This is a genomic window from Paenirhodobacter hankyongi (assembly GCF_003664585.1).
Lineage (GTDB): Bacteria > Pseudomonadota > Alphaproteobacteria > Rhodobacterales > Rhodobacteraceae > Rhodobacter > Rhodobacter hankyongi.
In genome coordinates this window covers 17184-36603 of sequence record NZ_RCHI01000025.1, presented here as the reverse complement: position 1 = coordinate 36603, position 19420 = coordinate 17184, and the positions used below count along the sequence as shown (strand labels likewise).

21 protein-coding genes and 3 pseudogenes are annotated in these 19420 nt (G+C 67.2%); 9 read left to right on the top strand and 15 right to left on the bottom strand.

The features are described 5' to 3' along the window. From DYS74_RS17545 to nirK, 4 genes and pseudogenes are all read right to left on the bottom strand, one after another. Positions 1-369, bottom strand: a pseudogene (locus tag DYS74_RS17545) (IS5 family transposase); the annotation flags it as partial. 62 nt (positions 370-431) lie between these two features. Next, positions 432-626, bottom strand: coding sequence for a hypothetical protein (locus DYS74_RS17540; protein ID WP_113901707.1), 195 nt, complete (start codon positions 624-626; stop codon positions 432-434). Next, a complete protein-coding gene (locus DYS74_RS17535; protein ID WP_121534928.1) occupies positions 626-1435 on the bottom strand; it encodes an SUMF1/EgtB/PvdO family nonheme iron enzyme in 810 nt (269 codons plus the stop codon). The genes DYS74_RS17540 and DYS74_RS17535 overlap by 1 nt, the downstream gene beginning before the upstream one ends. Positions 1436-1452: 17 nt before the next feature. Beyond that, positions 1453-2574: a copper-containing nitrite reductase gene (gene nirK / locus DYS74_RS17530; protein ID WP_113901705.1), complete on the bottom strand. Its 1122-nt coding sequence runs from the start codon at positions 2572-2574 to the stop codon at positions 1453-1455. Between the two features lie 160 nt (positions 2575-2734). Here nirK and DYS74_RS17525 point away from each other — a divergent pair, with 160 nt between their 5' ends. Further along, the gene (locus DYS74_RS17525; RefSeq protein ID WP_113901704.1) at positions 2735-3445 is read left to right on the top strand and encodes a Crp/Fnr family transcriptional regulator; all 711 of its coding nucleotides are present in this window, start codon (positions 2735-2737) and stop codon (positions 3443-3445) included. Here the strand turns inward: DYS74_RS17525 and DYS74_RS17520 are convergent. From DYS74_RS17520 to DYS74_RS17495, 6 genes are read right to left on the bottom strand one after another with little or no spacing between them, the layout of a single operon-like run. Then, positions 3442-3666, bottom strand: coding sequence for a hypothetical protein (locus DYS74_RS17520; protein WP_113901703.1), 225 nt, complete (start codon positions 3664-3666; stop codon positions 3442-3444). The two genes, DYS74_RS17525 and DYS74_RS17520, sit on opposite strands and share 4 nt — an antisense overlap. Positions 3667-3669: 3 nt before the next feature. Then, on the bottom strand, positions 3670-4185 hold the full coding sequence (locus DYS74_RS17515) for a cytochrome c oxidase subunit 3 (protein WP_113901702.1): 516 nt from the start codon (positions 4183-4185) through the stop codon (positions 3670-3672). Then, on the bottom strand, positions 4185-6074 hold the full coding sequence (locus tag DYS74_RS17510) for a nitric oxide reductase activation protein NorD (protein ID WP_113901709.1): 1890 nt from the start codon (positions 6072-6074) through the stop codon (positions 4185-4187). Before DYS74_RS17510 ends, DYS74_RS17515 begins: the two co-directional genes overlap by 1 nt. 1 nt (position 6075) lies before the next feature. Continuing rightward, a complete protein-coding gene (locus tag DYS74_RS17505) occupies positions 6076-6876 on the bottom strand; it encodes a CbbQ/NirQ/NorQ/GpvN family protein (protein WP_113901701.1) in 801 nt (266 codons plus the stop codon). A gap of 4 nt (positions 6877-6880) precedes the next feature. Continuing rightward, positions 6881-8254 carry a cbb3-type cytochrome c oxidase subunit I gene (locus DYS74_RS17500; RefSeq protein ID WP_113901700.1) on the bottom strand — a complete coding sequence of 458 codons (1374 nt, stop codon included), beginning with the start codon at positions 8252-8254 and terminating at the stop codon, positions 6881-6883. Positions 8255-8264: 10 nt separating this feature from the next. Continuing rightward, on the bottom strand, positions 8265-8717 hold the full coding sequence (locus tag DYS74_RS17495; RefSeq protein WP_113901699.1) for a c-type cytochrome: 453 nt from the start codon (positions 8715-8717) through the stop codon (positions 8265-8267). 130 nt (positions 8718-8847) lie between these two features. On the opposite strand from DYS74_RS17495, the gene DYS74_RS17490 reads away from it, so the two are divergent. From DYS74_RS17490 to DYS74_RS17465, 5 genes and pseudogenes are all read left to right on the top strand, one after another. Continuing rightward, positions 8848-9072: a hypothetical protein gene (locus DYS74_RS17490; protein WP_113901698.1), complete on the top strand. Its 225-nt coding sequence runs from the start codon at positions 8848-8850 to the stop codon at positions 9070-9072. Between the two features lie 79 nt (positions 9073-9151). Further along, a pseudogene (locus tag DYS74_RS17485) lies at positions 9152-11323 on the top strand (ribonucleoside triphosphate reductase). Further along, a complete protein-coding gene (locus DYS74_RS17475) occupies positions 11289-11960 on the top strand; it encodes an anaerobic ribonucleoside-triphosphate reductase activating protein (RefSeq protein ID WP_113901695.1) in 672 nt (223 codons plus the stop codon). Before DYS74_RS17485 ends, DYS74_RS17475 begins: the two are co-directional and overlap by 35 nt. Beyond that, a complete protein-coding gene (locus tag DYS74_RS17470; protein ID WP_113901694.1) occupies positions 11945-12406 on the top strand; it encodes a copper chaperone PCu(A)C in 462 nt (153 codons plus the stop codon). The genes DYS74_RS17475 and DYS74_RS17470 overlap by 16 nt, the downstream gene beginning before the upstream one ends. A 9-nt stretch (positions 12407-12415) precedes the next feature. Further along, on the top strand, positions 12416-13006 hold the full coding sequence (locus DYS74_RS17465) for an SCO family protein (protein ID WP_113901693.1): 591 nt from the start codon (positions 12416-12418) through the stop codon (positions 13004-13006). Here DYS74_RS17465 and ubiV read toward each other — a convergent pair. From ubiV to ubiT, 3 genes are read right to left on the bottom strand one after another with little or no spacing between them, the layout of a single operon-like run. Continuing rightward, a complete protein-coding gene (gene ubiV, locus DYS74_RS17460) occupies positions 12987-13880 on the bottom strand; it encodes a ubiquinone anaerobic biosynthesis protein UbiV (RefSeq protein WP_113901692.1) in 894 nt (297 codons plus the stop codon). The genes DYS74_RS17465 and ubiV overlap by 20 nt on opposite strands. A gap of 1 nt (position 13881) precedes the next feature. Beyond that, positions 13882-14874, bottom strand: coding sequence for a ubiquinone anaerobic biosynthesis protein UbiU (gene ubiU, locus DYS74_RS17455; protein WP_113901708.1), 993 nt, complete (start codon positions 14872-14874; stop codon positions 13882-13884). Beyond that, a complete protein-coding gene (ubiT, locus tag DYS74_RS17450) occupies positions 14874-15305 on the bottom strand; it encodes a ubiquinone anaerobic biosynthesis accessory factor UbiT (RefSeq protein ID WP_245965327.1) in 432 nt (143 codons plus the stop codon). Before ubiT ends, ubiU begins: the two co-directional genes overlap by 1 nt. Before the next feature lie 163 nt (positions 15306-15468). On the opposite strand from ubiT, the gene DYS74_RS17445 reads away from it, so the two are divergent. The 3 genes and pseudogenes from DYS74_RS17445 to DYS74_RS17435 all read left to right on the top strand — a co-directional run bounded on the left by DYS74_RS17445 (position 15469) and on the right by DYS74_RS17435 (position 18137). Next, positions 15469-16920, top strand: coding sequence for a UbiD family decarboxylase (locus DYS74_RS17445; RefSeq protein ID WP_121534925.1), 1452 nt, complete (start codon positions 15469-15471; stop codon positions 16918-16920). Continuing rightward, positions 16917-17488 (top strand): annotated as a pseudogene (locus DYS74_RS17440) (UbiX family flavin prenyltransferase). The gene DYS74_RS17445 and the pseudogene DYS74_RS17440 overlap by 4 nt, the downstream one beginning before the upstream one ends. Before the next feature lies 1 nt (position 17489). Continuing rightward, the gene (locus tag DYS74_RS17435; protein WP_113901689.1) at positions 17490-18137 is read left to right on the top strand and encodes a DUF542 domain-containing protein; all 648 of its coding nucleotides are present in this window, start codon (positions 17490-17492) and stop codon (positions 18135-18137) included. A gap of 33 nt (positions 18138-18170) precedes the next feature. Here DYS74_RS17435 and DYS74_RS17430 read toward each other — a convergent pair whose 3' ends face one another. Together DYS74_RS17430 and DYS74_RS17425 are read right to left on the bottom strand one after the other, a co-directional pair. After that, positions 18171-18605, bottom strand: a complete 435-nt coding sequence (locus DYS74_RS17430; protein WP_113901688.1) for a pseudoazurin — start codon at positions 18603-18605, stop codon at positions 18171-18173. 83 nt (positions 18606-18688) lie between these two features. Next, positions 18689-19378: a Crp/Fnr family transcriptional regulator gene (locus DYS74_RS17425; RefSeq protein WP_113901687.1), complete on the bottom strand. Its 690-nt coding sequence runs from the start codon at positions 19376-19378 to the stop codon at positions 18689-18691. Positions 19379-19420 lie beyond the last annotated feature (42 nt).

The window sequence follows — 19420 nt, the reverse complement described above, 5'->3', positions numbered from 1 at the left end:
TCCCGCCTTTGGTTCGCCCGATCTGGCGCGATCGCCCCCCTTTTTGACCCGCAGGCTCGAAGCCGTGCGGTGTGCCTTGAGATAGGTCGCATCAATCATGATCGTTTTGTGTTCGGCGTGCTCAGCGGCCAGGCCCACCATGATCCTGGCGAAGACGCCATTGTCGCTCCAGCGCTTCCACCGGTTGTAGAGGGTCTTGGCTGGTCCGTATTCCTTCGGCGCATCGCACCAGCGCAAGCCATTGCGATTGATGAAGATTATGCCGCTGAGTACACGACGGTCATCGACGCGGGGCTTGCCATGGCTCTTGGGGAGGAACGGCTTCAGCCGCTCCATCTGCGCGTCGGTCAGCCAGTAAAGATTGCTCATCGATCAGGTCTCCTTGCGGAGCCTGAATCACGCCAAAGGACCGAAATCAATGGGTCTGGAGCCTAAGTCAGGAGCGCGACGCCAGTGAGCCGAGCGAGGCGCCGGTGGATGTGCATGCCGAGTTGAAGCGGCTGATGCGTGAGAACCGGTTGATCACGCGGTCCGACGCGGCGCTTCACCCCGCACCGATCAGTTTCGATCAACGCATCCGCCGCCGAAGCAAGAAGCGCCCGCCCGATCCGCATCGCATCGTCCATCAAACTCCCTCCCGTACCAGCCGGAACCCCAGATTGTCGGGCGGCGTCCCCACCGAACAGCCCCCCGATTTCGGGTCGCGGACAAAGACCGTCAGCGCGGCGCGGTGCAGCCCCTCCGCGATATAGATACCGCAATTCGGGCGTTCGCGCAGCACCCTGCCCTGCGCATCCACGTCCACCTGCCGCAGACAGGTCGAGGTCCATTCCCAGACCGCGCCGCCGATATCGCGCATTCCTGTTCCGCTGCGGTTGAGTGTCCCTGCGGGGCGTATGTCGCGGTCCCGGGTGCGGCTGCGGGCGGCCTCGGCCTCGTATTCGGCGATCCAGCGCACCGCGGGATTGGCCGGATCATCCGCGATTCCAAGCGCATCGTCGCGGAACAGATCGCCCGCGCCCTGTGCCCATTCCACATCTGTCGGCAGGCGCCATGGCTGCCCCGTGCGCCGTGAAAGCCATGTCGCATAAGCATTGGCATCAAGCCAGTTCACCCCCGTCACGGGCAGGTCCGCCCCGCGCGGGCCTGAAGGCATCCCGCAGGCGCCTTCGTCGACACAGGCCATGTAGTCCGCCACACTGACCGGGCGGACCATGATCCAGACGGGGGCGGGAATGCGCAGCTCGGCCCGGGGCGGATCGACCGGGCGGCCGTCACGGCGCCAGTCCCCGTCCAGCCGATGCCGGAACGTCATCGGTTCCAGCCGGACGACTTCGGGCCCCGGCACCGGGGCGGGGCGCGCGAACCAGAGCCGCGCCCCCACCCCCGCCGCCAGGGCAAACCCGAGAACCGCCAGAGCGACCCAGACGCGCATCCTCACCTCCTCGGGGTTCAGACCGCCGTGGGCGCCAGAACCTGCGTCATCAGGTCATTGTTCCAGTCTCCCTCGACCTTGAAATGCGCCGCGGCACCAAGCTCGAAAGCCTCGATCAGGTTGTGGTTCACATAGGCATAGATGCCCGGCTGCTCGAACGTGTAAAGCGCCGCCCCCGCTGTGCCGCCGGGGATGAACCATGTCTCCTGATCCGTGTCGGGAGCATTGTGGAACTTGCCTGTCGCCCAGACGAAATTGCCATGCCCGCCGATCAGGTGCGGGCGGGTGTCGCGGTTGGCCTGGCTGTGCACGATCAGAACCGTCTCGCCCACCTTCGCGGTCATGGCGCTGTCGCCGGTCAGCGCGCCGACCCTGCCGTTGAACACGATATGGGTGGGCGTCAGCGTCCGCATCACCTTGAGCGTGTCGTCATAGGCATCGGCGGGACTGTCGTATTTCCGGAAGGCACCCGTCTCGTCGCGCGGCACATAGAAATCCTGCTCGCCGACGTAATAGACCCGGTCGTAGTGCAACGGATTGCCCTTGCCGTCTTTCAGTCCGTCGCGCGGCAAGACCATGATCGCCCCGTTCATGCCGGAAACGACATGCCACGCCACCATGCCCGGAGGGGCGCAGTGATAGACGAACACCCCGGCCTTGGTCGCCTTGAACCGCAGCACGCATTTCTCGCCCGGGTTGACCTGCGTCAGCCCGCCACCGCCAAGCGCCCCGGTCGAGGCGTGAAAGTCGATGTTGTGCATCAGGTCATTGGTTTCGGGGTTGATGAGCGTCAGTTCGACATAATCGCCCTCATGCACGACCATCAGCGGGCCGGGCACCGTGCCATTGAAGGCAAAGGCGAAGGTCTCGGTCCCGTCGTCGTCCAGCACGATCTTTTTCTCGTGGATCGTCATCTCGAATTCGACGATCTTCGGGCCGGAGGTCGCGACCTGCTCATGCGCATGCACGAAAGGCGGGTCGACAAGTGTCACCTTGACCCGGGGCAGGCCCTCGGCGCTGGCAGCGACAGGGGTCAGAACCTCCTTTGTTTCGGCGACGACGGCATGCACCTGGCTCAGGGCTCCGGCGATCGCGGCCCCCGCCAATACGGTGCGGCGTGTCATGGGGGTGAAAGTCATGGCTGGTCCTTTCCTCGCTTGTCCGGGGCTCCCCGGTCTGACGCGTCCTTAGCGGCAATTGTCGCGCCCATCGTTGCGCCAGCACAAATAACCGTGAGGATGACCGGCGTATGAACGGGAAAATCCGCGGCTCCGGCCGCCCAGCACAAGGTCGCCGCCGATGTCCGTTCCCCTTACGCCCGCATTCCGCCGCATCGCCTGCCAGTCGCGCCTGTTTGCCACGCTGCCACCGGACCTGCGCGCACCGCTGCTCGATGCCGCGCGCGTGACGCACTATGATCGCGGCGCACCGATCTTCCATCAGGGCGATACCGCGCTTTCGCTGCACATCGTGGCCGAGGGCTGGGTCAAGCTCTACCGCATCGCGCCGAGCGGGGCGGAGGCCGTGGTGGGCACCATGACCCGCGGGCAAAGTTTCGGCGAACCGATCGCGCTGCGCCAGGCGGCCTATCCGGTGTCGGCGGAAGCCTCGACCGAGGCCCGGGTGATCGCCCTGCCGGCCGAGGCGCTGCTGTCGATGCTGAAGGCGCGACCCGAGGCGGCGATCTCGATCATCGCCTCGACATTCCAGCACCTTCAGGGGCTGGTCGAACAGATCGAGCAACTGAAGGCGCGTTCTGGCACGCAGCGGGTGGCGGAATTCCTGCTGGAACTGTGCCCGGAGGGCGCCGAACGGGCCGCGGTCACCTTGCCCTACGACAAGATGCTGATCGCCGGACGGCTCGGCATGAAACCCGAAAGCCTCAGCCGCGCCTTCGCCAGGTTGCGCGACCACGGCGTCCAGGTGCGCCAGAACAACGCCACCATCGGTTCGGTTTCCGCGCTGCGCGACCTCACGCTCGCCGATCCCGGCGACGCCTGGTCGTGTTAGCCCACCGCATGCAGCGCCCAGATCGCAGCAAGCCAAAGCCCGAGCGGAACCGCGAAGGCCGTCAGCCAGCCGGAGGCCCGCGTCAGGTGCAGGAACCCGTTCAGGATCGCCACCGCCTTGAGGAACGCCACCGCCAGCAGCGCCGCGGGCCAGCCCGCAAGCGCCACCGTCGCCCCGATCAGCGCCAGCAACCACAGCCAGTTTCGCGTCAGCGGATCCATTCCCTACCCCAGCAGATACACGGGCGCCAGCAACAGCACCCAGACCAGATCGACCATGTGCCAGAACATCGCCGCCGCCTGCGCCGTGTCGCGCCGGGGCCGGATCGCCACCAGCACAAGCACGACGACCCCCGCGATCACATGGGCCGCATGGAATCCGGTCAGCAGGTAGTAGAAGGTGAAGAACGGATGGGCCTCCATCGTGACCCCGCGTGCCGCATCGGCGGTGTATTCGGCGATCTTCACCGCCAGAAACGCCACCCCGCCAAGCGCCGCGAGCAAAAGCCCGGCTCTTCCGCCATCGCGTTCGGCCCGCGCGGCGAACAGCCCCGACGTCACCAGAAGCGCGGTGTTCAGTGTTGCCATGCGGCCGTCCAGCATCCCCTGCGCCGTAGCGAAACCGGCAGGATCGGTCAGCCGCACCGCCTCCATCACCGTGATCCCGGCGGCGAAAACCGCCACTTCGGACCCGATCAGCACCCACATCAGCAATTCGCCCGGAAGATCGTCGATCCGCATCACGCCACCAGATGCCGGTAGATATCGGGCAGCGCCATTACCAGCCTGTCCGGGTCGCGGATCACCGAAAACCCGCCCTGCCCGAACAGGCGGGGGAACCAGGCCTGGCTGTCACGGTCGATGGTAATGCCGTGGACGGCGTGTCCCGCGCGGCGGGCCTCGCGCACGGCCATGGCGCTGTCCTCGATACCGTGGCGGCCCTCGTAATGGTCAAGGTCGTTGGGCTTGCCGTCGGTCAGCACCAGAAGCAGCCGCCGCCCCGTTCCCTGCCGGGCAAGACCCGCCGAGGCATGGCGGATCGCCGCCCCGAGCCGGGTGTAGAAACCCGGCCGCAATGCCGCGATGCGGGCTTCGACCACCGCGCCCATCGGTTCATCGAACCGTTTGCAACCATACAGATAGACCCTGTCGCGGCGGAGCGAGGAAAACCCGTCGATTGCAAACCGGTCGCCGCAGGCATCAAGCCCCCATGCCAAGGCCGTCAACGCCTCGCGTGCGATGTCGATCACGGGCCGCCCCGTCACCATGGATTCGGTCGACCGCGACACGTCGAGCAGGATCGACACCGACAGGTCGCGCCGCTCGGGGCGGGACTGGCGCCAGATCCGGTCGCTGCCCTGCCCGGTCGCACGCAGATCGGTCATCGCGCGCAGCGCAGCGTCGAGGTCCAGTTCTTCACCATCGGGTTGGCCGGGGCAAAGGAGGCGCGCGGGGCGCAGGGCCTCGAACCGGCGCCGGACGGCGCGGATGCGCCGCTGTGCCGCCGGGTCGAAGACGACCGTCTGCCCCGGTCCGGGCGTGACCGGGGCAGCCAGAACGCGGGTGTGATCGGGCAGATAGCGCCCCGAGCGGGTCTCCCATTCTGGGTAGGTAATGCGATCCGCGATCCGCTCGCGGTCGACATCCTCCGGCGCGAGGTCGAGATGCAGCTTGAGCTTCGTCGCCGGCATTTTCGAGATTTGGCCAAGACCGATCTCCTCCTGATCCTGCGCCGCCTTCTTTGCGTTCTCAAGATCGTCATCCTCGACCCGGCGGTTGAGGTTGAGGAATTGCGTCCACGACAGCAAGGCCTCGAACTTGTAGATGATGATGCTGTCCTTGCGTTCGACGCGGTCGGTGGCATGGCGGCGGGCCTTGCGGGCGGCGCCGTCGCCGCCTTCCTCTGGCGTCCCGCCGACAGGCGGATTTTCCACCTCGGACCGGGCCGAGAACCGCACCTGCCGCAGGTCGGGCCACATCGGAACGGGCCGGAACGGCCGGTAGCCCCGCGGCGCGGCCCCCACAGGCGCCGCGGCGCCCCGCATTCCCAGCAGCGCATGGCGGATCGACGCCTCGACATCCGCCTCGACGCCTCCCCGCACGGGGCGCGGGCGATACGCAAGATGCGCCGCCACCAGCCCCTGCCAGAGGGCATGCAGCCCAGGGGCGGCCCTGAGCGTCGCGGAAACCATGTCCTGTGCCGCGCTGATCGCCGCCAGATCGGCCGCGAGCGGGTCTTCGGGCAAAGCCGCTGGCGCGGGCGCATGGGCCGCCATCGCCGCGAGCCAGAGATAGAGCCCAACGTTTCCGGCGCGTTCTGGAAACTCGGCGAGGTCGGCGGGCAGGCGCAGGACCTCGCCATCATAGCTGGCCCGGGCAACATGTTCGGCGGGCATCGCCAACCGACGGCGCAGGCCAAGCCGATGCCGGCTTTCCTCGGCGACCACCGCCTTGATCTCGACGGACGGGTCACCGCCAAGCCCGCGGAACATCACGGCAACACGGGCGCGCATTTCCTCAAGCGTCACCCTCGCGACCGAGAAATCGCACCCGCCATCGAGCCGCCCGGCAATCCGGTGCCAGAGCTTGCCAACGGTCTCCTCCGGTTCCCAGGGAATGACCTCGACCATGTCAGCCCGCCAGCGCCGCGACCAGATCGGCAAGGCCACGTTTCACATCGGCCTCATCGGTCAGCGGCTCGATCATCGCCACCTCCACCGCCCGGTCAAACCCCATGCCGCGCGCAATCAGCGTAGCGGCATAGACCACCAGCCGGGTGGAAACGCCCTCATCCAGATCCTGCCCCTTCAGGCCGCGCAGCTTGCCCGCGATGCGGATCAGAAGCCGGGCACGGTCCTCGTCGAGACCGCTTTCACGGCAGACGACCGACAATTCCAGCATCGGCGAGGGAAAACCGAATTCGAGCGCGACGAACCGTTGCCGGGTTGAAGGCTTCAAGGTTTTCAGGATGTTCTGATAGCCGGGGTTGTAGGAGGCCACCAGCATGAAGCCCGGCCCGGCGTGCAATTCCTCGCCCGTGCGGTCGATGGGCAGGATCCGGCGGTCGTCGGTCAGCGGGTGCAGCACCACGGCCACATCCTTGCGCGCCTCGACCACTTCGTCGAGGTAGCAGATCGCTCCCTCCCGCACGGCGCGGGTGAGAGGCCCGTCCACCCAGACGGTCTCGCCCCCCTTGAGCAGATAGCGCCCGATCAGGTCAGCGGCTGACAGGTCATCGTGGCACGACACGGTATGAAGGGCCCGCCCCAGCCGCGCCGCCATATGGGCGACGAAGCGGGTCTTGCCACAGCCCGTCGGCCCCTTCAGCAACAGCGGCAGGCACGCCCGATGGGCGGCGGCGAAAACGTCGCATTCGTCGCCTTGCGGCAGGTAGAAGGGGGCGGCGCCCCCTTCGATCAGGGTTCCGTCCATGGCCTTACTCCGCCGCATGCCTGACGACCGGGCCGGGTTCGATCACCTCGCGCCGGCCGGGGATCAGCGTCGCGCCGATGAACAGGAACGCCCCCAGCACCACCGCAAAGCCCGATCCGAAGCGCATCCAGTAGAACAGCGCGAGCTGGTCCTGCACATCCATGTAGCCCTCGCCCAACACGCGTTGCAGATGGGTCTGGAGCGTGCCCGCGAAGGTCAGCACGAAGGTCATGAACAGCATGCCCCCGGCCATCAGCCAGAACGACCCCATGATCAGCACCTGATTGTAGGGGTCGCGCCCCTTGAGCACCGGCATCGCATAGGTGAACAGCGCGAGGTTGACGCAGACATAGGCCCCGAAGAAGGCGAGGTGGCCATGCGCCGCGGTGATCTGGGTGCCGTGGGTATAGTAGTTCACCCCGTGCAGCGTGTGCAGGAAGCCCCAGACCCCTGCGCCGAAGAACGCCAGCACGGCACAGCCGAGCGACCACAGCAGCGCCGCCTTGTTCGGATGGTCGCGGCGCCCCTTCCAGACCATGACGAAGGCAAAGGCCATCATCCCGAAGAACGGCACGATCTCGAAGGAGGAGAACAGCGACCCCACCCATTGCCAGTAGGCCGGCATGCCGATCCAGTAGTAGTGGTGCCCGGTGCCGAGGATGCCGGAGAACAGCGCCGTGGCGACGATGACATAAAGCCATTTCTCGACCACCTCGCGGTCCACCCCCGTCAGCTTCAGCATCAGGAAGCCGAGGATCGAGGCCATGATCAGTTCCCACACGCCTTCCACCCAGAGATGGACCACGTTCCACCAGTATTGCTTGTCGAGCGCGAGGTTCGGCGGGTTGTAGAAGGCGAAAAGGAACAGCAACGCCAACCCCCACAGCCCGACCAGCAGGATGGTGGAGATCACCGTCTTGCGCCCTTTCAGGATCGTCATCGTGACGTTGTAAAGGAAGATCAGCGCCGCGACGACGATGCCCACCTTGACCCATGTCGGCTGTTCAAGGAACTCACGCCCCTGCTTGCCGAGCAGGAAATTGCCCTCGAACAGGTTGAACAGATAGGTGATCACCGCCCCCGCCGTGCCCGCGACGAGGATCGCGAGCTGGACATAGGCCAGAAGCGGCGAGTGGATTTCATGCTCGGCCTCCTCGGGGATCAGGAAATAGGCCGCGCCAAAGAAGCCCGTCAGCAACCAAACGATCAGCGCGTTGGTGTGCAGCATCCGGCCGATGTTGAACGGCAGGATTTCCGACAGGAAGTTCGGATCGACATAGATATAGCCCAGCACCAGCCCCATCGTGACCTGCACCGCGAACAGCGCAAGCGCGACGTAAATATAGGCGAGGGCAATCCTTTGTGTTTGATACTTCATGATTTTCTCCTCAACCGGCGTCGTTCGGCGGCCAGTTCTGGGTATTGATTGTGCCGGTCCACAGCAGGAAGTCCGTCAATTCGCGGATTTCCTGGTCCGTCAGGTGGAATTGCGGCATCTGGCGGCGGCCCAGAACGCCGGAAGGCTGCGACTCCATCCAGCCCTTGAGCGTTTCAAACGCCATTTCCGGGTCATCCTGCACCCCCCAGCGTTTCATCACATTGCCAAGCTCGGGCGCGAAATAGGCACCCTCGCCCAGAATGGTGTGACAGTTGATGCAGGCCTTCTTTTCCCAGACGTGCTTTCCCGCGGCGACGCTGGGGGTCAGCGTCGCGACATTTGTGGAGCGGCTCGTGATGTAGAGGTGGCTCTGCGTGAACAGCGCCACGAATATGGCGATGAAGAACAGGGACCCACCATAGAAGATGTTGCGGGCCATGCTCTTCGTCAGGACTTCGCGCATGGCGAGATTCTCCCGGAGCGGTTTCGATCCCCCGAGACATGCGCGATCCGGCCCGCGCGGGTCTTAACGAAAGTCAAGGCGGCGCGGGAATGGCCGGCGCATGGTGGCCGCACAGGCAAAGGAGGACCTCATGGAAGGGCGCTGGCCGGTCTGGAAGCTCGGCGTGCTGCTTTACGTCTTCGCGGCGGGAGCGGTGGCCATCAACCTGTTCATGCTCGGCCTGTTGTCGCAGGCCGTGGGACTGCATGCCATGTCGCCGCAACTGGCGGTGACCCTGTCCGTCCCCCTGGGCGTGCCCGCCGCCTGCGCGGCAGGTTTCTGGGTCCGAAGCCTGCTCGACGAGGCGCGCGACTGATCCCGAAACCGCCCCCGTCCGCCGGGGCCGCGCCATTTCCCCGCAGCCCCGGCCCCCTTCCCCAGATACCGGACCCAAGATGCCACAGCCCCTCCCCGCCCTCATCGTCAAGCGCGACGGCCGCATGGTCGCCTTCGACCCCGGCCGCATCCGCGCCGCCATTGCCCGCGCGGGCGCCGCCACCGGCGCCTTCGGCGCATCGGAGGCGGGGAGGCTGACCGATTCCGTCCTGACCGTCGTCGCCCATCGGCATGGGGCGCAGGCGCCCGATGTCGAACAGGTGCAGGACATCGTCGAACAGGCGCTGATCCAGGCCGGGCATACCGGGACCGCGCGGGCCTATATCGTCTATCGCGAAAAGCGCGGACAGGCGCGGGCCGATCGGCGGACCCTTGTCGATATGGCGGCCTCGATCAACGAATATCTCGACCGTTCCGACTGGCGGGTGAATGCGAACGCCAATCAGGGCTATTCTCTGGGCGGGCTGATCCTGAACGTTTCGGGCAAGGTGGTGGCGAATTACTGGCTGTCGCATGTCTACCCGCCCGAAGTCGGCGCGGCGCACCGGGCGGGCGACATCCATATCCACGATCTCGACATGCTGGCGGGCTATTGCGCGGGCTGGTCGCTGCGGATGCTGCTGAACGAGGGGATCAACGGCATCCCCGGCAAGATCGACTGCGCCCCGCCGCGGCACCTGCGGTCCGCCATGGGGCAGGTGGTGAATTTCCTCGGCACGCTGCAGAACGAATGGGCGGGCGCGCAGGCCTTCAGCTCCTTCGACACCTATATGGCGCCCTTCGTGCGCAAGGACCGGCTCGGCTATGACGAGATCGTGCAATCCATGCAGGAGATGATCCACAACCTGAACATGCCCTCCCGCTGGGGCACGCAGACGCCCTTCACCAACCTGACCTTCGACTGGACCTGCCCAGAGGATCTGCGCGACGAGGTTCCGGTGATCGGCAGTGTGGCGATGCCCTTCACCTATGGCGAGCTTCAGCCCGAGATGGACCTGATCAACCGCGCCTATATCGAGGTGATGTCACGGGGCGACTCGCGCGGGCGGGTCTTCACCTTCCCGATCCCGACCTACAACATCGCCCCCGATTTCCCCTGGGAAAGCGAGAATGCCGAGCGGCTGTTCGCAATGACCGCGAAATACGGCCTGCCCTATTTCCAGAACTTCATCAATTCCGAACTGAAGCCGAACATGATCCGGTCTATGTGCTGCCGGTTGCAGCTCGACCTGACGGAGTTGCTCAAACGCGGCAACGGCCTGTTCGGCAGCGCCGAGCAGACCGGGTCGATCGGCGTCGTCACGGTGAATTGCGCGCGGCTGGGGTATCTGTTCCGGGGCGACGAGGCGGGGCTGCTTGCGCGGCTCGACCAGTTGCTCGACCTGGGCCGGACCAGCCTGGAACTGAAGCGCAAGACGGTGCAGCGGCTGATGGACGACGGGCTTTTCCCGTTCACGAAGCGTTACCTCGGCACCCTGCGGAACCATTTTTCCACTCTTGGCGTGAACGGCGTCAACGAAATGATCCGCAATTTCACCGCCGATGGCGAAGACATCACCACCGAAAGCGGCCATGCCTTCGCCCTGCGCCTGCTGGATCACGTCCGCGCCCGGATCGTCCGCTATCAGGAAGAGACGGGCCACATGTACAACCTGGAGGCCACCCCGGCCGAGGGGGCGACCTACCGTTTCGCGCGCGAAGACCGCAAGCGCTTCCCCGGAATCCTTCAGGCCGGAACCGCTTCCAACCCCTATTACACCAATTCGAGCCAGCTTCCCGTCGGCTTCACCGACGACCCGTTCGAGGCGCTGGAACGGCAGGACGCGCTGCAACGCAAATACACCGGCGGCACTGTGCTGCACCTCTACATGGGCACCCGGCTGAGCTCCGGCGCCGCCTGCCGCAAGCTGGTGCAGCGTGCCCTGAGCCGCTTCGCCCTGCCCTATATCACCGTGACGCCGACATTCTCGATCTGCCCGGTGCACGGATACCTTGAGGGCGAACACGCCTTCTGCCCGATTTGCGATGCCGAGAGGCTCGCGGCAAAGCGGTTGGCACTGGCCGCGGAATAGGAGAAAGAGATGCAGGAAGAAATCACCCTGACCGAGGCCGAACGCCAGCCCTGCGAGGTCTGGACCCGGGTGATGGGCTATCACCGGCCGGTCGCCTCGTTCAACGCGGGCAAGAAGGGCGAACATGCGGAACGCCGGTTCTTTGCAGAGCCCGCCTGAGCTGCGGGTGGGCGGCCTGAGCCGGCTGTCGGCCTGCGACTGGCCGGGGGAGCTGGTGGCGACCGTGTTCTGTCAGGGCTGCCCTTGGGACTGCGCCTATTGCCACAACCCGCACCTGATTCCGGCGACCGGGGGCACGATCCCCTGGCCCGGGGTTCTGGCGTTTCTCGAGGCCCGCCGGGGGCTGCTGGATGCGGTGGTGTTCTCGGGCGGCGAACCGACGTTGCAGGCCGCGCTGCCCGATGCCATCCGCACGGTGCGCGCGATGGGATTCCGCATCGGGCTGCATTCGGCCGGCCCCTACCCCGATCGGCTGGCGCAGGTGTTGTCGCTGATCGACTGGATCGGCTTCGACGTGAAGGCCGCCTTCGACGACTACGACCCCATCACCCGCACCCCGGGCGGGGGCCCGCGCGCCCGGCGCAGCCTTGCGCATGTGCTGGCGAGCGGGCTGCCCTGCGACATCCGCACCACGGTCCATGACCGGCTTCTGGATGGCGCGGCGCTGGACCGTCTGGCGCGCGACATGGCATCGGCGGGGGTGCCGGATCATCGACTTCAACCCTTTCGCGCGGCAGGCTGCATCAACCCGGACCTCTGCGCCCCTACAGGAGATACGACATGCTCAAGACCCTGACCCTGTGCGCCCTGGTGGCGCTGGCACCCCCCGCTTTCGCGCATCAGCCGGTTACGGCCGGCGGGCTCGAACTGACCCATGGCTTCACCCGCGCCACGCTGCCCGGCGCCGAGGTTGCGGGCGGGTTCGTCACCATCCGCAACACCGGCGCCACCGCCGACCGGCTGACGGGCGGCACGGCTCCCTTTGCCCGCGCGGTCGAACTGCACGAGATGTCGATGCAGGGTGACGTGATGAAGATGCGCAGGATCGAGGGCGGGCTGGAAATCGCGCCGGGAACGGTGCTCGAGCTGAAACCCGGCGCGGAACATATCATGTTCATGGGCCTGACCCAGCCGCTCGAGGAAGGCAAGGTGGTCGATGTCACGCTGACCTTCGAACATGCTGGCCCGGTCGTCGTGCCGCTGCATGTGCTGGAACCCGGCGCGAAAACCGGCAAGCATTGAGGCCTGCCCATGCAGATCCGAACCGAATGGATCGGCCTTGCCGCCGCCGCGCTCCTCGCGGCGGCGGCCGGCTGGTTCCTGCTTCCCGCCCCGCGGCCCGACGCCACGGGACCGGACGCCCGCGCCGCAATCGGCAAGGGTGACTATGTCCTGACGACGACCGCAGGGACGCCCTTCACCGCCGCCAGCCTGACGGGCCATCCTTCGGCGGTCTTCTTCGGATACACCCATTGCCCCGATGTCTGCCCGACGACACTGGGCGACATCACCCAGTGGCAGGAGGCGCTCGGCCCGCGGCAGGGCGCGCTGCGGATCTGGTTCGTGAGCGTCGATCCGGAACGGGACACGCCCGCGACACTTGCCGACTACCTGTCCTGGTCCGAGGGGATCACCGGCGTTTCGGGAACCCGCGCCGAAACGGACAAGGCCCTGACATCTTTCGCAATCTACGCCCGCAGGGTGGGGGATGACGCGGATTACACCATGGACCATACCGCCTATGTGATGCTGTTCGACCGCACAGGCGATTTCGTCGAGACGATCGGCTATCAGGAGCCGATCGAACAGGCCCTGCCAAAGCTCATCCGGCTTCTGGACTGAGCTGGGCCCCCGCCATCCCGGCAAGGAACCCGTCCGCGAAGGACGCCTCCGGCATCAGGCCGCGCAGCACGTCCATCGGCGCGGGTTCCGCACCGGCCAGCGCCCGGGCATAGACCGCCGCAAGCGCACCGAAATCCCCCACCTGCGGCGACAGCCGCAGCGCCGACACCCCGGCATCGCGCAGTGCCGCAACATGGGGCAGCGCCGTCGTTACCGCGCGACCCAGCGTCTGGACCCCGTTCACCGTCAGAAAGGGCTGACCGTCAAGCGTATCCACGTTTCGCCCGTCCGGGTCGTCGCCACAGACGAACTGACAGCTGTCCTTTGCGCGATCATGCAGGCGCGCGTGATAGCACCGCCCGGAAATCGCCAGCGGCGCGCGGCCATGGCCCCAGACCTCGACCGCCACGCCCGCGTCCTGCCCCGCCCGTGCCAACCGCGCAACCGAGGCCATCGGCAGTTCCGGCGGAAGGCACACCCGGCGCGCCCCACGCCGCGCGAGCCATTCGAGCGTGCCCTCGTTATAGACGTTGACGGTCGGACCGACCCAGAACGGCGCCCCCTCGGGCAGGTATTTCAGCGCCCCCATATCCGCGATCTCCACCGGCAGTCCGGTCCCGAACAGATCCTCCGTCTGCCGCCGCTCGCGCCGGAGCGTGATCAGCGTCAGCGTCGACAGTGCGACCTCCTTGCCCGCCTGCGCAAGGGCCTCCACCGCGCCCGGAATTTCGCCTTGCCAGAACGGCAGACGCTTCGAACAGACCCATTCGCCGATCACGCCCCGCGCAACCGGCGCACGGGCCAGACCGGCATAGAACGCCCGCACCCGCGCGGCATCCCAGAAAAAGGCGATCGGCCCGACGGTCAGATCCATGTCATCTCCATGTCTTTGCATAGGCGCCGGTGGTCGCCGCCTGCCCTTCGGTCAGCCGGGCCAGGATCCCATGCGGCATCGGTGCCCCCGACCCGGCCGCCTCGACCGCGGCGCGGAACGCCTGAACCACCTGGGCCACATAGGCGCGGGACCGTTGCCGCCCCTCGATCTTCAACGCCCGCACCCCGGCCTTTTCCAGCGCCGGGATAAGGTCCGTCGCATCAAGGCTGACGGGATCTTCGAAGATATGCCCGGTCTGCGCCTTCTGCGCCCCGCCCGGCGCGGTGAAGCAGCCCTTGCACAGGGTCGGATAGGGCACGGACATCCCCCGTGGCGTGCGGTGGATCAGAAACCCGCCCAGACGCGCCTCCTGCGCGCCATCCCGTTCGGCGTAATCGACATGACTGGCGGGCGAGCAGACCCCGTTCATGTTCGGCGACAGCCCCGTGGCATAGGAAGACAGCGAACACCGCCCCTCCGCCATCACGCACAGGCCGCCGAAAACGAACACTTCGGTCTCGCAATCGGTTTCGCGGTTGATCGCGGCGATCTCCGCAACGGTCAGCACACGCGGCAGCACCACCCGCCGCACGCCGAAGGTTTCGGCGTAGAAATTGATCGCATCCGCATTGGCCGCCGCGGCCTGCACCGACAGATGCAGCCGCAGGCCGGGATGCGCCCCGGCCGCATGGGCAAGCAACCCCACATCGGCAAGGATCACCGCGTCGGCTCCCGCCGCCGCCGCATCGGCCACCGCCCGGTGCCACAGCCCCGCCTCGCCCGCACGCGGGAAGGTGTTGATCGCCACCAGCACCTTGGCGCCGCGCGCATGGGCATGGGCGATGCCGGCGGCCATCTCGTCGCGGCTGAAATTCAGGCCGGGGAAATTGCGCGCGTTGGTTTCATCGGCGAAGCCGCAGTAGACCGCATGCGCGCCGGCCTCCACCGCTGCGCGCAGCGCCGCCGGCGTGCCCGCCGGACAAACCAGTTCCATCATGTCCCTCTCCTCGACAGCACGAGCCCGCTTTGCCGCGCAAGCCAGTCCGACAGGCCGTGCACCCACGCCCCGCCATGCGCGGCAAGTTCCTCGGTCAGGTCGATCTCGGCATCGTCGAGCGCATTGCGCAGCGCCAGCACCGCCGCGGTATCGCCCGAGATCGTCAGCGCGCCGGAAAAGAACAGCGCATCGCCATCCTCGACCCCGTGCAGCATGGACAGGAACGCCGCAAGGCTGCCGCGGATGCCCGCCCCATGCGCGGGCACGGCGCTCCGCCGGAACACCCGCATCCGCCCGGCGGCGGGCGACATCAGCAAAAGCACCGGCACATCGGTCACATCAAGCAGGAAATCCGCCCCGCCATAGGCGCCAAGCCGCACGAGGATCGATGGATGGCGCCGGGCGATCCCTTGCAGCAGCGCGCTCAACCCCTTTCCGAGCAAGGCCGGAGCGAAAGGTGGCGGGGGCAGGTGGAGCAGGAATGCGCGGGTCATGCCGCCGCTCTAGCCCCGGGTTGCGCGGCTTCGGTTGACCGATATCAAGCGGCGCGCATTTCGCCCGTGCTAGCCCGGCCCGAACCCGGAGCCCCCGATGCGCAGCCTGCCCGCCTTTCCCGACCTTCGCACCTTTCTCGACTGGCTTGAGGGCCGGGGCGAGCTGGTGCCCATCCGTGACCCGGTGGCCCTGCGCCATGAGATGACGGCGGTCCAGCTGGCCTGCCTGCGGCGCGGAGGTCCGGCGCTGCGGTTCGAACGCCCGGGCATTCCCGTTGTCGCGAACCTGTTCGGCACGCCGGCCCGCGTCGCCGCGGGAATGGGCCTTGCCCCCGATCAGGTGGCGGATTTCGGCGCCTTTCTTGCGGCGCTGCGGGCGCCCGCGCCGGTCGAGGGCATGCGCGATGCGCTGTCGCGCTGGCCGATGCTGCGCGCGGCCCTTGCGACGCGGCCGCGCATCGTGGCCCATCCGCCCGCGCAACAGGAGCGGCTGCCGGATCTGACGGCGCTGCCGGTGCAGACGCCCTGGCCCGAGGATGCCGGGCCGCTGATCACATGGCCCGTGGTGATCACCCGCCCGCGTGACAGCGGACCGCAGGATCTGGCGCGCTATAACCTTGGGGTCTATCGGATGCAGGTAATCGGGCCGGACCGCGCGATCATGCGCTGGCTTGCGCATCGCGGCGGGGCGGCCCATCACCGCACATGGGGGGCGGAACCGATGCCCATCGCGGTGGCGCTCGGGGCAGACCCGGCGTTGCTGCTTTCGGCCGCGCTGCCTTTGCCGGAAACGGTGTCCGAGGTGGGCTTTTCCGGCGTGTTGCGCGGGGCGCGGACGGAACTGGCCCCCGCGACGACCGTGCCGCTGATGGTGCCCGCGCGGGCAGAGATCATCCTCGAAGGCTGGATCGGGGCCGAAACCGCGCCCGAAGGCCCGTTCGGCGACCATACCGGCTATTACAACGCCGCCGAGCCCTTCCCCGTGATGCAGGTCACGGCGATCACCTGCCGGCGCGATCCGCTGTATCTGAGCACCGTCACCGGTCGCCCGCCGGACGAACCCTCCGTCATCGGCGCGGTGTTCAACACCCTCGCCCTGCCGACGATCCGCGCCCAGATCCCCGAGATCTGCGATGTCTGGCTGCCGCCCGAGGCCTGTTCCTACCGGATGGCGGTGGTCCGGATCGACAAGCGCTATCCCGGGCAGGCCCGGCGGGTGATGATGACGCTGTGGGGAATGCTGCCCCAGTTCAGCTATACGAAGATGATCGTCGTGGTGGACGGTGACATCGACATCCGCAACTGGCCCGACATCATCTGGGCGATCGCCACCCGGATGGACCCGGCCCGCGACGTGATGCTGATCGACGGCACGCCGATGGACTATCTGGATTTCGCCGCGCCGCGCGCGGGGCTGGCGGGCAAGATCGGCATCGACGCCACCAACAAGACCGGCACCGAGACCACCCGTGACTGGGGCCGCCTGATGCGGCTCGATCCGGGGCATGAGGCCCGGGCCGACGAGATCCTCGCCCGGATATTGGCATGAGGGTGGTGCTGGGAGTTTCGGGGGCCTCGGGGGCGGCGCTGGCGCTCGACTGTGCGGAACTGCTGCGCGCGGCCGGGGCCGAGATCGACCTCGTGGTTTCGGCGATGGCCACACGCACGCTACGCGAGGAGGTCGGCCCCGAGGCGCAAGACCGGTTGATCCGCCTTGCCGCGCGGGTCCATGCGCAGGCCGATCCGGGGGCGGCGATCGCCTCGGGCTCCTGTCCGGTGGCGGGGATGATCGTCGCACCCTGTTCGATGCGTTCGCTCGCCGCCATCGCCACCGGGCTCGACGACGGGCTTCTGACCCGGGCCGCCGGGGTGCAGCTCAAGGAACGCCGCCCGCTCGTGCTGCTGGCGCGGGAGGCGCCGCTGACGCAGGCGCATCTGCGCAACATGCTCGCGGTGACGGAAATGGGCGGGATCATCCTGCCCCCGTCCCCGCCTTTTATCTGCGGCCGTGTTCGGTGGCCGCGATCACCCGCCAGATCGCGGCGCGGGCCGTCGATCTGCTGCGGCTCGGCCCGCCCTGCGCGCAGGCATGGGCCCCCACCCCCGAAGGAGACTGAAATGACAGAAACGCTGTTCGCCGCCGAAACCCCGGTGGCCGAAATTTCCGCCCAGATCCCCGGGGCGGCCGAAATCTTCCGCCGCGCGGGGATCAGCTTCTGCTGCGGCGGTCAGACCCCGCTCGGCGAGGCCGCAAACAAGGCGGGCGTCGATCTGGGCAGGCTTCGCGCCGATCTGCGCGCCTTGGTCGCCCGGGCAGACCGCACCCCGCCCGCCGATCCCGCTGCGCTGATCAACCACCTCAAGACCCGTTACCACGCCGCCCATCGCGAGGAACTTTCGTGGCTGCTGCCGATGGCGCAGAAGGTGGAGGCCGTGCACGGCGATCACGAGGAAGCCCCGCTTGGCCTGACCGAGGTGCTGGTTTCGCTTTCGGCGCTGCTCGATGCGCAAATGGGGCTGGAGGAACAAACCCTGTTCCCCGCCCTGTCGCGCGGCCTTTCCCCGGTGGACCTGGAACTTGAAGACTGGTTTGCGGCCCGCGCCCGCGTGATAGAACTGGACGAAGCGTTGCGCGGGATCACCCATGACATCACCCTTCCGGTAGGGGCCTGCGGATCATGGACAGCGCTCTATGGCGGGTTGCGCAAGCTGACCGAAGACCTTGCCGAACACCGCCGGATCGAGGACGGCCTGTTCACCGCCTGAAACCGTGCCCCGCCTGGGCGGGGCACACCTCCGTCACTTGACCTGATCGAAATCGGCGTTCATGCGCTGCTGCGCCTTCTTCGGCAGCTTCACCACCTTTGCCGCCTCGAGGTTCGCCGGAGCATCGCCCACCTGGATCAGCGCGACCATTCCCATCGAGAAATGCGGCGAGCACTTGATGCCATAGATCCCCGGCGCGGTCACCACCAGGTCATAGGGCTTGTTGATCTCGCCCTTGAACGGGGCCACGCCCTCGGGCAGCATCGCGTCGATCGACTGCACATCATGGCTCTTGTCGGTTGGCAGAAAGTGGATCACGTCGCCCGGTTCGGCCCGCACGAACGAAGGCTCGAACACCATCGCCCCCGCCGCGCCCTTGTTGAGCATCTTCACCTCATGCTCCGCTGCGAAAGCCGCGCCCGCCATCCCGAACGCCAGCATCATGGCCAGACAGATTTTCCGTTTCATCGCGTGTCTCCTTTGAACCTTTCGGGTGGGGTTAGCGCGCGCCGCGCCCGGTGTCGTTGCGCCGCGACAAACAACGAAAGGTTTCAGTCGGGGTCGGCCAGCCGGGCGAGAGCGCGCCGGTCGGTGACGGTCAGGCGCTGGCGGCCGCTTGCCACCCACCCCCGGCTTTCCCAGCCCGACAGCACGCGCGAGGCGGTGTGCAGCGTCGTGCCCGAAAGCTGCGCGACGTCCTGACGGCTGATCGGAAAATCCACCCGGATGCCGCCCTGCTCCGCCCGTCCGGCGCGATCGGCAAGCCGTAACACGGTGTGCGCGATCCGCCGTTCGACCTCCTCGGTCGACAGTTCGCGCAACCGGGTATGGGCCTCGTCGAGCCGCTGGCCAAGGGTGCGCATCGCGCTCGCCGCGACGGTCGGGCTCGCTTCGACGACAAGCGGCCAGTCCGCCATTGGCCAGCCGATCACCAGACTGTCGACCACGGCCCGGGCGGTGCCGGGATAGTCGGGCCGGTTCAGAGCGCGCGCAAAGCCGAACAGATCCCCCGGATTCACGATCCGCACCAGAATCTGCTGCCCGTCCGGCGTAACCTGCGACACCTTCAGCCACCCGCGCAGCAGCAGGTAGAACCTGTCCGCCACGTCGCCCTGGGCGAAAATGCGCGTCCCGCGCGGCGCATCCGTCGCCAGGGCATGCCGCATCACCTGTGCAAGCTCTGCCTCGTCGAGGCGGCAAAACAGGGGCAGTTCGCGCAACAGGGTTCGGTCGACGGACACCAGAAAGACTCCCGATCAGGCAGGTCCACTAAATGCCGGGAT